The following is a 12,084-nucleotide window of genomic DNA, read 5'->3' on the forward strand; positions in this document are numbered from 1 at the left end:
TCATCCTATCCGTGCGCAGAAGGCCATGCGGCCTCATCGGGGCGATGCGGCGATGGGCCGACCATCTCGCAAGCTCGTTGCGTGCGAAAAGGGAATACCTAGAAGATAGGAAGGTCATGTCGAAAGAGATGATCGTCGTCGAGGGCGGCACCCCGCTTTCCGGCGAAGTCGAGATTTCCGGCGCGAAGAACTCCGCGCTCAAGCTCGTGGCCGCCTCCATTCTCGGCCAGGGCGAATCCATCATCCATAACGTTCCGCTCATATCCGATATCTCCGTCATGTCGAAGGTGCTCGAGCACCTGGGCGCGTCGGTGACGCGCGAAGGCCACACCCTGGTCATCGACACCGAGGACGTCGACACGTGGAAGACCCCGTATGAGCTGGTCTCCAAGATGCGTGCATCCATCGCGGTCCTCGGTCCGCTGCTCGCGCGTTTCGGACGGGCGCGCGTCGCCATGCCAGGCGGCTGCAACCTGGGCGCCCGCAAGATCGACATGCACATGGCCGGCCTCGAGGCGCTCGGCGTCCATTTCGAGACCGTTCATGGCGATATCGAAGCCACGACGCCGAACGGGCTGCATGGCGCCTACATCGCGCTCGACTTCCCGAGCGTCGGAGCGACTGAGAACACGATGATGGCCGCCGTCACCGCAGAAGGCGAGACGGTCATAGAAAACGCCGCCCGCGAACCTGAGATCGTCGATTTGGCCGACATGCTCAACGCCATGGGCGCGCGCGTCTTCGGTGCCGGATCGTCCACGATCACGGTGGAAGGTGTGACGCTTTCGTCCCTGCATCCCTGCGAGCACACGACGGTGGGCGACCGTATCGAAGCAGGAACCTTCCTCATGGGAGGAGCGCTCATGGGCGGCCCCGTCGTCGCGCGCGGCATCGATCCGAGCTTCCTGCGCATGGCGCTCATGAAGTTCGGTGCAATGGGTTGCGCGGTGGATATCGGCGACGACTGGATCAGCGTCGGGCGCACCCGTCCGCTGCGGGCGGTCGAAATCCAGACGCTGCCGCATCCGGGTTTCCCGACCGACCTCCAGGCGCAGTTCATGCTGCTCGCCGCCGTTGCCGAAGGCAGCTCCGTCATCACCGAGAACGTGTTCGAGAACCGTTTCATGTTCGCTGCGGAGATCGTCCGCATGGGCGCCAACGTCACGATCGAGGACCATCATGCGGTGGTGGAAGGCGTGAGCAGGCTCCAAGGCACAGGTGTGAAAGCGACCGACCTGCGGTGCGGCGCGGCGCTCGTGCTGGCCGGCGTCTTCGCCGAAGGCGCGACGCAGGTGCATAACATCCACCATATCGATCGCGGATACGAAGACTACGTGGGCAAGCTCGCAGCGCTCGGCGCCCGTCTGCGCCGCGAACCCGACGACGAGTTCGAAGAATAGGCCGGGCCGGGTCCTCCGATGAAACGTCCCTCGAGCTCAGATTTCAAGCGCACGTCGCGCCTGGTTCAGAATGCGACGGTCGACAATACCAAGATTCCGCGCGCACGCAGCCGTTCGTCGATGCTGCCGGGCGATCGCGTCTTTCGCAACGAGCGGCGCGCCCGCGTGGCCCAGCGTGGGGAAATCAATCAGATGCTGCCGAACGTCACATCGCGCGAGTCGTCGCGCGACTACGCCGAACGCATGTCTCGTCGCGAATACTACGAGCGCGAAAGCGCCGGACGTACGCGCCGCCGGGTGCTGGGAGCCGCGGCTGCGGTGATCGCGGCCCTGATCGTCGCGTCCGTCGTCGGATCCTTCACCTACCTGCGCTCCGTCGATGCCGATTTGAAGGCCCAGGACGCCGAGTCGCTTTCCGCGGCGCTTTCCGCGGACGGTGCGGCCGCCGAGGACGGCGCTCCGTTCTACACGTTGATCGCCGCCGACTTCGCTTCGGGCGAATCCGAGGATGCGACGCGCGCCCTCGTGCTTGCGCGCATCGACCGGGCATCCTCCACGATCACGCTTGTCAACATCCCGACGAATGTCCAGGCGACCTTGGCCGACGGATCCACGCCGACCATGAGCGCGGTGCGCGCCGCCGAGGGCGATGCGGGCCTGGTGGATGCCGTCGAGAACCTGACGGGCGTGGAGATCGCGCACTACATGCATACCGACGATGCCGGGCTTGCATCCCTGATCGATGAGATGGGCGGCATCGATGCCGATCTGCCGGTCATGGAAGACGCCGGTGCGAAGGCTGCGGCCGACGGAGCCGGCATGGCGGTCGCGCGCACCGAGACCAAGCATCTGAGCGGCCAAGAGGCCGTTTCCGCCTGTCGGGCCCTCGATGTCGGTCGCGACCAGGCGGCGCAGGCGGGCAGCATCGATGCCGTGGCCATGGGGCTCTTCCGCGCGTTCGCCGATGAATCGTCGTTCGGATTCGTCATGAAGCTCGACACGGTCGGGCACAGCCTGACGTCGGACATGAACAGCAAGGATCTGCGCGCCCTCCATGCCGACCTGCGCGGCCTGCGCGATGCGACCGTCTACGAGGCGACGCTTCCTGTCTCCGCATCCGCCGCAGGGGGTGCCTCCACGTTGAAATCGTCCTCATGGGACGATATGCGCTCGCGCATCGATCGGGGACAGAAGCCCGTGCTCGATGCCAAGGACGTGATCGCCTCGGTCGACGTCTCGTCGTTCACCGTCACGGTGAACAACGGCAGCGGCATCGAAGGCGCGGCCGCCGAGGCGCGCTCCGTTCTCGAATCCAACGGGTTCAAGGTGGAATCCGTCGGCAACGCGTCGCAGGCGGTGTATGACGAGACGCTCGTCGTGTACCAGAACAAGGACAATGCCGAAGAAGCCGCGGCCGTGGTCGCGGCGCTGGGCGTGGGGCGCGCCGTCTACGACCCCGTATACTATTCCTTCTCGACCGATATCCTTGCCGTCATCGGCAAGGATTGGAATCCCGGTGCCGACGAGGCTGCGGCATCCGCATAGGAGTCTTATGCTGAACGATATCTACCAGGCGCTCGATCCCGTCGCCTTCGCGATCGGCCCCCTGCAGGTCAGGTGGTACGGCATCGCGTACATCCTTGGGTTCCTCTTCGCCGCGGTCGTCGTCTCGCGCATCTCCAAGCGCTGGCGCGTCGCTATCGGCGAAGAATCCCTGTATACGATTATCCTCTGCGTGTTCGTGGGCCTCTACGTCGGCGCGCGCCTCGGATACTGCCTCTTCTACGGCGACGGCGAATACCTGCGCAACCCGATCAAGATCCTCGCGGTCAACGAGGGCGGCATGAGCTTCCACGGCGGCATGATCGGCGTGCTTCTCGGCGGCGCGGTGGCGGCGCGTCTGACGCATATCCCGTTCATGACCCTTGCCGACCTTGGAGCCATCGCCGCGCCGATCGGCCTGTTCTTCGGGCGTTGCGCCAATTTCGTCAACGGCGAGCTTTGGGGATCGGTGACCGATCTGCCCTGGGGCGTCGTCTTCGGCGGCGCGGCGGGCAGCATGCCGCGCCATCCGTCCCAGCTCTACGAAGCGTTGCTCGAAGGCGTCGTCATCTTCATCGTGCTCATGATCCTCGCGCGCAGGAACCCGCCGCTGTTCCGCGGCACGTATCTGGGCGCATTCATGGTGCTCTACGGCTCCTTCCGCTTCTCGATCGAATTCATCCGCCAGCCTGACGTGCAGATCGGCTATCTGCTGGGCGATTGGTTCACGATGGGGCAGCTGCTCTCTCTGCCGGTGCTGGTCGCGGGCGTGGCGCTGCTCGTGTGGTCTGCGCGCATGCGCCTTCCGCAGCAAGGGGCGCCGCAGCCGGCGGAAGACGCGGGCATGACGGAGGCGTAAGGGCTGAGAGGCCTCCTTTTCCGCGCCGTTTCGCTATCGATGGTTTGTGTGCGGCATGCGGGGATGGGGGCGCACGTTCGCAAGTGTGATACAGTTGCCCACGAAATAATGCGGCGCCCCGCGAAGGCTTCGCGCACGGCGCATGAATCAGACTGGAGACGATCATGGAAATCGATAAGAAGCGCGTGTCTCGCGTGCTGGACATGGTGCGCCCGAGCCTTCAGGCCGACGGCGGCGACCTCGAACTCGTCGACATCACCGATGACGGCATCGTGCGCGTTCGCCTGCAAGGCGCGTGCAACGGCTGCGCGCTCAGCTCGCTGACTATCGCCAACGGTGTCGAACGCATCCTGAAAGAGCACGTTCCCGAGGTTGCGAAGGTCATCTCCATTTAATTTCGACTGCGTTTTGATACAGTTTGCGGGCCGGCGCCATGCGTTCGGCCCGTTTTTCGTTGCGGAGCCCTTTTCGGGTTTCGTGCGAATCGAACGGGCCGTCAAGGCAGCGCGTGCGGCGTATCCGATCGGCATTCCTGCGCCATGGACGCCCGAGGGCGCGCATGCATGCGTATGATTGACGTTCTTAATGGGGAAACACGATGTTCGCGAGGTGATTCGCATGGCATGTTGGGATGAGCGCGGATGCGACGCGGACATGCAGAGCTACTGCCCCCATTGCCTGGGACACGATTATTGCCCGGCCGACTGCAAATATGCCGCATGCAAGCTTCCGCAGCATCGCGTGGCCGTCGGTTTCGAGATACTCGACAACCCCGACGTCGATCGCAGCATTCCCGTGAAGGAGCAGTGCCGTTCGTGCATGTTCTTCATCAATCACGGTCCCAAGGTGGGAAGCGGGGCGGTATCCGCGCGCGGCGAAGGCATGCCCGAGCTCGAGGGCGTCTGGGCCCCTATCCGCCATTGATGTCGGCATAGTCCGCAACGAGGGCCGCCAGGCCCTCGTTTTCATGCAAGGAGTGACGTTCATGGATCAAGTCGCAGTCATCGGCGGAGGTGCATCGGGCATCATGGCCGCGATCTGCGCCGGCAGGCAGGGCGCCCAGGTCACCGTCTTCGAGGCGGCCGACCGCATCGGCAAGACCATCCTCGCGACGGGCAACGGGCGCTGCAACCTGAGCAATGCCGACATCATGAGTTCGGACTACAATCGTCCGGACTTCGTGCAGGCCGCCATGGACGCGCTCCCGCCCGAAGAGGTGCAGCTTTTCTTCTCGGATGCGGGGCTTCTGGCCATCCAAGAGGACGAAGGGCGCATCTATCCTTATACGCACAAAGCGGCGAGCGTGCTTGACGTGCTGCGCCTCTGCCTCGACGAGGCGGGCGTGCGCATCAGGTGCGGGCTGCCCGTGCGTTGCGCCGTGCCGCGCGAGGACGGCCGCTGGGATGTGGTTTCGGCCGATGGCGGCAGGGAATCCTTCGATTCCGCCATCGTCGCCGTAGGAGGCGGCCCTGCAGCCGGGCTCGTGCCGGACGATATCCGCGTCAAGAAATGCCAGCCGGTCCTTGCCGCCCTCAAGACCGACACGACCAATATCAAGGGGCTGTCGGGCATCCGCGTCCGGGCTCGCCTGTATATCGACGATGATCCGACGGATTTGCGCGACGCTTGGATGGATGTCGTCGATCCGGATTTCAAGAGCGATTATCACGGTCCTGAAACCTACGGCGAAGTGCTTTTCCGCGACTACGGCATCTCGGGTATCGCGGCCTTCGACATGTCGCGCTACGTCCGCCCCGGCCAGATGGTCTTCATCGATTTCCTTCCCGATATGGAACCGCAGGACAAGGTCGATTTCATCTTCGGACAGGCGCAGGCGCATCCGACGCGCACGGCCGTCCAGATCGTGGGCGGGCTTTTGCCGTCGCATGTCGCGCGGGCCGTGGTCTCGGCGGCAGGGCTTAACCCCGACGAGCCGATCATCGCCGAGCAGGAGGCCGTGGTGCTCGCCATGGTGTCCGAATCGTTCGGCTTGAAGGTCAAAGGCATCGCCGATCCTAAGAAATCGCAAGTCACACGTGGCGGATACAACGTCAAGGACTTCAATCCGCTGACGATGGAATGCGCGCTGCATCCCGGTCTCTACGTGACGGGCGAAGCTCTTGACGTGGACGGGCGCTGCGGCGGGTACAACCTGCATTGGGCCTGGACGAGCGGCATGCTGGCAGGCAGTGCCGCCGCCGGTGCGCAGCTTCTCTTCGAATAGCGCGGAACCGCCATGTTGGAGATACGCAATCTTGCGCTGCCTCTCGATTTCGGTCTTGAAGGCGGGGAAGGAATCGCGCGTGCGGCTATCGCACGGGTGCTGGGCGTGAAGCCTTCGGCTCTCGGAAGCGTGAGGCTTATGCGTCGCAGCGTGGATGCGCGGAAGAAGGCGCATGTGCGCTTCGTGGGCACGTTCGCGGTCGATGTTCCGGACGCGGTCGAGCGTCGGGTGCTCGCCCGTCCACCGAAGGGTCCGGCGCGCATATCCGCGTACGAGGAACCGACGCCGTATCGCGTGGCCGACGTTTCGGGCGCGGATATCCCTCGTCCGATCGTGGTCGGCTTCGGGCCTGCAGGGATGTTCGCCGCGCTCGTGCTTGCCCAGGCGGGGATGCGTCCGATCGTGCTCGAACGGGGCGACGACGCCCATGCGCGCACGAAGGCGGTGCGCGCGTTCGAGGAGGGCGGCGCGCTGGATGCCGAGTCGAACGTTCAGTTCGGAGAAGGCGGGGCGGGCACGTTTTCGGACGGCAAGCTCACGACCAATATAAAGGACCCGCGGTGTCGCACCGTACTGGAGGCGTTCGCCGCGGCGGGCGCGCCCGAAGAGATTCTATGGAAGGCGAAGCCCCATATCGGCACCGACCTGCTGCCCGATATCGTGGCGAACCTGCGGTTCCGCATCGAGTCGCTGGGCGGAGAGGTGCGCTTCCGCGCGCGCATGACGAAGCTGCCGATGCGCGATGGCGCGGTCTGCGGCGTGGGCGCGCGTGACGGACGGACGGGAGAGGAATGCACGATTCCCGCGCGCGACGTGATCGTGGCATGCGGGCATTCCGCGCGCGATACCTTCCGGATGATTCACGGCCGGGGATTCGTCTTCGAGCGCAAGCCGTTCGCTATGGGCGTGCGCATCGAGCATCCGCAGAAGCTCGTGGATTCGATCCAATACGGATCTGCGGCCGGGCATCCGGCGCTCGGTGCGGCCGACTACAAGCTTGCGGTGCACCTGCCGAGCGGCCGCGGCGTGTACACGTTCTGCATGTGCCCGGGCGGCCAGGTGGTATGCGCGGCATCCGAGAAGGGCGGCGTGTGCGTGAACGGCATGAGCCGCTTCGCGCGCGACGGCGCCAACGCGAATGCGGCCTTGCTCGTGGAGGTGAAGCCGGGCGATCTGCCGGGCGATGACGTGTTCGCGGGCATCGAGCTGCAGCGGCGCGTCGAGGCGGCGGCGTACCGTGCCGGCGGCGGAGACTATCGCGCGCCTGCGCAGACCCTGAGCGATTTCCTGGAAGGAAAAGGGGCGGCGGGTCCGTCGCGGACGGTCGTGCCGACGTACGCGCGCGGCGTTGCGTGGTGCGACCTGCATGACGTGCTGCCTGGATTCATCGTTGACGCCATCAGGGAGGCCATGCCTCTGCTCGATGCGAAGATGCGCGGATTCGGCGATCCGGACGCCGTTCTGACGGCCGTCGAGGCGCGCAGCTCGAGCCCCGTGCGCATCGTGCGCGATCGCGCTACGCTCCAGGCGCGCTTGCGCGATACGCAAGGTGCAAGCGGCTGTGCGGTTGGCGTTGCCGCCGACCGCGCCGAGTCAGAGGCAGCAGGTGCATCTTCCGTAGGACATATAGAGGTAGGACGCACAGGACTTTTCCCTGCGGGAGAGGGAGCCGGCTACGCAGGCGGTATCATGTCTGCGGCGGTCGACGGCATGCGCGCGGCGGAAGCCGTGATCGCGCAGTATGCGGAAGGATAGATGCGGGCGCATCTGGCGTCAGGCATGGACGCCGGGCGACGACGACCAAAGACGACCAAAGACGACGCGAAGGGATTGGCACCCATGGATGAGCTGGTCAAGAGCCTGAAGGCCCTCGTCGGGGACGACAACGTCCTGATAGACGAGCCTATGAACGCGCATACGACGTTCGGAATCGGCGGTCCGGCGCGCTGCATGGTCGTCCCGCATGAGATCAACGAGGTCGCCAATGTCGTGCGCGCATGCCGTGATGCGGGCGTCGAGCTGCGCGTCATCGGGCGGGGAAGCGATCTGCTCGTGGCGGATGAGGGGCTCGACTGCGTTGTCATGCGCATCGCGGAGAACCTTTCGGACATCCTGGTGACGAAGAACCGTATCTTCGCCAAGGCGGGCGCCACGAACGAAGAGGTCGCTCGGGCCGCGCTTGAGGCAGGCCTTGCCGGCTATGAATTCGCATGCGGGATTCCGGGAACCGTCGGAGGCGCGGCCATCATGAACGCCGGCGCGTACGACGGCGAGTTCATGGACGTGTGCGAGCAGGTCATCTGTGTGACGCCGGAAGGCGAGGTCGTGCCGGTCCCGCGCGGGGAAAGCCAATGGGGGTACCGCCACAGCATGATGGACGATCGCGGCTACGTGGTGGTGTCCGCGATGCTTGCGCTCAAGGAAGGCGATGCGGATGCGATTCGTGCGCGCATGAACGATCTGCAGCGGAGGCGCGCGGACAAGCAGCCGCTCGACATGCCGAGCGCAGGATCGACGTTCAAGCGCCCCAAAGGATATTTCGCAGGCAAACTCATCCAGGATGCGGGCCTCAAGGGATATGCGCATGGCGGGGCGCAGGTGTCCGAGAAGCACTCGGGATTCGTCGTGAATGCAGGCGGCGCGACGGCGTCCGACGTGCGGGCGCTTATCGGCGAGGTGCAGGACGCGGTGGAAGCCGATTCCGGCGTGCGCTTGGAACCCGAAGTCCGCATGTGGGGCTTCGAGGGCGATTCGGTGGCGAGAGGCTGATTCCGCAACGACTGCCGCTTTCCGCGCAGCAAGGAAGATGGTTGAGCTATTTACGATCAATTCGCCCATCGTGCTTTGCTGGCCATTCGAAAGGCAAGGAAATAAGGCTTCACAAGAAGCGTGCCGAAAACCGTTTTAGAACAACGACACATCTCCCGAGAGGAAGTCCTCAAGATTCGTTGCTGCAGAACCGACCACCATGGCGCGCGCATGCGGAAAGCGATTCATGAACTCGACGATTCCGCCCGTCTTTTTAACGCGTCCGCTCTTCACCTCTATCGCCAGCGTTTCTCCACCGAAGGACACCACGAAATCGACCTCATGATTCCCTTCGCGCCACCAGTTGACGTCGAAGCCCTCCGACTTCGATCGGTTGAGGAGATAGGCACCGACGGCGCTTTCGATAAGATGGCCCCGAGCGCTGGGATCGGTGAGAAGAGTTTTCCTCTTATGACCGTACGTTGCCGTCATAAGACCGGTGTCATAGACGGCAAGACGCGGTGAACTCGCCTTTTGACGAACAAGCTTAGGGTCGTATTTCTGGAGGCCGCACAGCAGGCCCGCATCGGAAAGAAGGTCGAGATAGTGCGCAATCGTCGATGTGTTTCCCTTGTCATCAAGCTGTCCCAGTATCTTGCGATAGGCGACCTCCTGCGCAGAATACGGAGCGCCGAGGTAAAAAAGCCGGCGCATCAGCGCTGGGTTGCGAACATCGGCTAAACCGATGACGTCATTCGCGATGGCAGGATCGATGATCGATCCATTCATATAGGAATACCATCGGGGCTCATCTCCGATGAACGATGACGTTCCCGGATAGCCGCCGAAATACAGGAATTCGTCAAGAGAGTAGCCGAAGGCTTCCCGGCATTCTCGATAGGTCCAGTGCGGACAGTGGATGAGTTCGAAGCGGCCTGCAAGGGATTCGCTGAGGCCATTCTGTATGAGCGTTGCCGATGAACCCGACAGCACCACGCGAAGGTCTATGCCTGCACGGGCGTCTTCATCCCACAGCTCCTTTACGACCGAGGACCAATTCGAAACATACTGAATTTCATCCAGCACGAGTACGGCGCGCTTCTGGCCTCCTTGAATGAGGTTGCGCGCCCGCTGCCAGTGTGCGCGCACCCAATCAGGTGATTCGCCTCGAAACGTCACCTCTTCGACGATGCGGGGAATATCCGCATGCGCAAGAGCTTGCCAAATCGCCGTGCTTTTGCCCGTTTGACGAGGCCCCATGACGATCTGCATGAAACGGCGGGGTTCGTTCATGCGTGAGGCTATGGTCGATACTATTTCGCGTTCGTAATGCGGCATGGCGTACCCCCTGCCTTCTGGGTTCATGCCTGCATTGTACTCCTAGCTCGCAAATTTGCGAGATAAGCTCTCAAATTTGCGAGCTAGATTCCCTATTTGCGCCGATCGAGGGACCTCCGTATACTTGCTCATACAGACTTAGAACTGCTTAGTTCTCTGTTCTTTGCATAAAGACACACGCAGGAAAGAGCGGAGCTCTCATGACATATCTCGAGAACCCATTCACGCCCAGCTTCGGCGAAGTTCCCGATCATCTGGCAGGACGGCACGATATCGTGCGGCGTTTCGATCGCGCGTTCTCGGCCCGCCTCCGTCGTCCCGAGCTCACGACCATCCTTACGGGAGCTCGCGGCACGGGCAAGACCACGCTGCTTTCCTGCATCGCCCGTAGGGCGGAGTCGTCGGGTTGGGTATGCGCGGAAGTGACGTGCGGGGAAGGGATGCTCGACGACATCGAGATTCGTTCAAGGCGTGCGGCGGCGCATCTCGTGCCTTCGCTCGACCGCGTTCGCATAACGAGCTTCGGCGTATCCGATGTCGCGTCCGTGGGTTTCGAGTTCGTTCCCGACAAGGACAACTGGCGCCGTCGCATGGAATTGATCCTCGACGATCTGGACAAGACGGAAACGGGCCTTCTCATCACGGTCGACGAAGTCAACGGCAGCCTGGACGAGATGATTCGCCTCGCGACGGTCTATCAGCACTTCGTGAGGGAGGGACGCAAGGTCTCGCTCGTGATGGCGGGGTTGCCGCACAACGTATCGTCCCTGATCAAAGACAAGACCGTTTCATTTCTCCGTCGCGCTCAACGAGAAACGCTCGGCAGGATCGACGATTTCGAGGTCAGAGACGCTCTCAAGAAGACCATTGAAGAGAACGGCAGGACGATCGGAGGTTCCGGCCTCGAACGTGCGGTTGAAGCGGTGGACGGATTTCCCTTCATGCTTCAGCTCGTCGGATATCGGATTTGGGATGAGAGCATCGAAAGCCAGGCCATTTCGGATGATGACGTCGAGCGGGGCATTGCGGCCGCGCGCAGCGAGATGGAATCGAGGATTCTCGGCGCCACATACAACGAGCTTTCGGACGGGGATATCGCATACGTGAATGCCATGCTGGAGGATGAGGGAGACAGCAAAACGGGCGATGTGGCCGCCCGCCTCGGCGTCTCGACCTCTCTTGCCGCGCAGTATCGTCGCAGGCTCATCGATGCGGGGGTCATCGGGGGTCGGAGGCGCGGCGTGGTCGGGTTCGACCTCCCGTATTTCCGCGAATTCCTCGAAAGGCGGAGGTGAGTCCGATGGCTGCTCTCGCAGTCTGCAACGTTTGCCTCTTCCGCGAATCCGAAAAAAATATATTCGAAGGGCTTTTAACTCGCTTCCCGCCTTTCCAGAACCGTGCGCGTCGCGAATCCGCCGGCAAGGCCGACCGCGACGCCGAGCACGATGCCTGCCGCGACGTCGGTGGGGAAGTGGACGGTGAAATAAAGCCTTGAAAACGCGATGACGGCGGCAAGCACGAACGGCGCGACGCGCAGCGCGGCACGCACAGACGCGCGCACCTTCGCGTCGTTCGGCGCGTCGAGGCCGATCGGCACGAAGGTCAGGAACGCGGCTCCCGCGAACGACGATCCCGCATGCATGGACGGAAACGACGGCGATGCGGGGATCCTCACCACGCTTGTGGCGAGCGCGGGGTCGAATAGCGGCGGCCGCGGTCTCATGATGAGGTGCTTCAAGGCGATCTCTCCGAGAACGCCTACGGCCGCAAGCGTCACGAGCATGCCGATTCCCCAGATCCTCGTGCTCTTCCGTGCGGCGAGTACGAGCGCGATCGCGGCCCAGACGGCACCGGCGCTTCCGATGTGCGTGAAGAATGCCATGATCGCATCGAGCGTCGGGTTCGCGAACGCATCATGGATGGCGTGCAGGACGATCGCGTCCCAGGGCGTTATGGATTCAAGCACCGCGCCC

11 protein-coding genes are annotated in these 12,084 nt (G+C 63.3%); 9 read left to right on the forward strand and 2 right to left on the reverse strand.

Annotated features, from left to right (window positions below):
* Positions 1–116: 116 nt before the first annotated feature.
* The 8 genes from murA to murB all read left to right on the forward strand — a co-directional run bounded on the left by murA (position 117) and on the right by murB (position 8,794).
* Positions 117–1,400, forward strand: coding sequence for a UDP-N-acetylglucosamine 1-carboxyvinyltransferase (murA, locus tag HMPREF1155_RS02570; RefSeq protein WP_009077032.1), 1,284 nt, complete (start codon positions 117–119; stop codon positions 1,398–1,400).
* 18 nt (positions 1,401–1,418) lie between these two features.
* Positions 1,419–2,945, forward strand: a complete 1,527-nt coding sequence (locus tag HMPREF1155_RS02575; RefSeq protein ID WP_009076888.1) for an LCP family protein — start codon at positions 1,419–1,421, stop codon at positions 2,943–2,945.
* 7 nt (positions 2,946–2,952) lie between these two features.
* Positions 2,953–3,801 carry a prolipoprotein diacylglyceryl transferase gene (lgt, locus tag HMPREF1155_RS02580; RefSeq protein WP_009077065.1) on the forward strand — a complete coding sequence of 283 codons (849 nt, stop codon included), beginning with the start codon at positions 2,953–2,955 and terminating at the stop codon, positions 3,799–3,801.
* A gap of 164 nt (positions 3,802–3,965) precedes the next feature.
* Entirely contained in the window at positions 3,966–4,196 is a 231-nt protein-coding gene (locus HMPREF1155_RS02585; protein ID WP_006361976.1) for a NifU family protein, read from the forward strand.
* A gap of 223 nt (positions 4,197–4,419) precedes the next feature.
* Positions 4,420–4,725, forward strand: coding sequence for a hypothetical protein (locus HMPREF1155_RS02590; protein ID WP_238319064.1), 306 nt, complete (start codon positions 4,420–4,422; stop codon positions 4,723–4,725).
* A gap of 61 nt (positions 4,726–4,786) precedes the next feature.
* Positions 4,787–6,025, forward strand: coding sequence for an aminoacetone oxidase family FAD-binding enzyme (locus tag HMPREF1155_RS02595; protein WP_009076876.1), 1,239 nt, complete (start codon positions 4,787–4,789; stop codon positions 6,023–6,025).
* A 12-nt stretch (positions 6,026–6,037) separates the two neighbouring features.
* Positions 6,038–7,780, forward strand: coding sequence for an NAD(P)/FAD-dependent oxidoreductase (locus HMPREF1155_RS02600; protein ID WP_009076820.1), 1,743 nt, complete (start codon positions 6,038–6,040; stop codon positions 7,778–7,780).
* Positions 7,781–7,864: 84 nt separating this feature from the next.
* Positions 7,865–8,794, forward strand: a complete 930-nt coding sequence (gene murB, locus HMPREF1155_RS02605; protein ID WP_009076949.1) for a UDP-N-acetylmuramate dehydrogenase — start codon at positions 7,865–7,867, stop codon at positions 8,792–8,794.
* A gap of 135 nt (positions 8,795–8,929) precedes the next feature.
* Here murB and HMPREF1155_RS02610 read toward each other — a convergent pair whose 3' ends face one another.
* Positions 8,930–10,111, reverse strand: coding sequence for an ATP-binding protein (locus HMPREF1155_RS02610; protein ID WP_009076780.1), 1,182 nt, complete (start codon positions 10,109–10,111; stop codon positions 8,930–8,932).
* Between the two features lie 200 nt (positions 10,112–10,311).
* On the opposite strand from HMPREF1155_RS02610, the gene HMPREF1155_RS02615 reads away from it, so the two are divergent.
* Positions 10,312–11,406 carry an ATP-binding protein gene (locus tag HMPREF1155_RS02615; RefSeq protein ID WP_009076891.1) on the forward strand — a complete coding sequence of 365 codons (1,095 nt, stop codon included), beginning with the start codon at positions 10,312–10,314 and terminating at the stop codon, positions 11,404–11,406.
* A gap of 74 nt (positions 11,407–11,480) precedes the next feature.
* On the opposite strand, the gene HMPREF1155_RS02620 is transcribed toward HMPREF1155_RS02615, so the two are convergent.
* Complete coding sequence (locus HMPREF1155_RS02620) at positions 11,481–12,077, reverse strand: phosphatase PAP2 family protein (RefSeq protein ID WP_009077026.1); 597 nt, start codon at positions 12,075–12,077, stop codon at positions 11,481–11,483.
* Between the last annotated feature and the right edge of the window lie 7 nt (positions 12,078–12,084).

The organism is Slackia sp. CM382, from assembly GCF_000293015.1.
GTDB lineage: Bacteria > Actinomycetota > Coriobacteriia > Coriobacteriales > Eggerthellaceae > Slackia > Slackia exigua.

Bases quoted from the DNA above. Each gene is read 5' to 3' on its own strand.
- lgt (WP_009077065.1), top strand. From the start codon at position 2,953: ATGCTGAACGATATCTACCAGGCGCTCGATCCCGTCGCCTTCGCGATC.
- murB (WP_009076949.1), top strand. From the start codon at position 7,865: ATGGATGAGCTGGTCAAGAGCCTGAAGGCCCTCGTCGGGGACGACAAC.
- HMPREF1155_RS02615 (WP_009076891.1), top strand. From the start codon at position 10,312: ATGACATATCTCGAGAACCCATTCACGCCCAGCTTCGGCGAAGTTCCC.
- HMPREF1155_RS02610 (WP_009076780.1), bottom strand. From the start codon at position 10,111: ATGCCGCATTACGAACGCGAAATAGTATCGACCATAGCCTCACGCATG.
- HMPREF1155_RS02590 (WP_238319064.1), top strand. From the start codon at position 4,420: ATGGCATGTTGGGATGAGCGCGGATGCGACGCGGACATGCAGAGCTAC.
- HMPREF1155_RS02600 (WP_009076820.1), top strand. From the start codon at position 6,038: ATGTTGGAGATACGCAATCTTGCGCTGCCTCTCGATTTCGGTCTTGAA.
- HMPREF1155_RS02575 (WP_009076888.1), top strand. From the start codon at position 1,419: ATGAAACGTCCCTCGAGCTCAGATTTCAAGCGCACGTCGCGCCTGGTT.
- HMPREF1155_RS02585 (WP_006361976.1), top strand. From the start codon at position 3,966: ATGGAAATCGATAAGAAGCGCGTGTCTCGCGTGCTGGACATGGTGCGC.
- murA (WP_009077032.1), top strand. From the start codon at position 117: ATGTCGAAAGAGATGATCGTCGTCGAGGGCGGCACCCCGCTTTCCGGC.
- HMPREF1155_RS02595 (WP_009076876.1), top strand. From the start codon at position 4,787: ATGGATCAAGTCGCAGTCATCGGCGGAGGTGCATCGGGCATCATGGCC.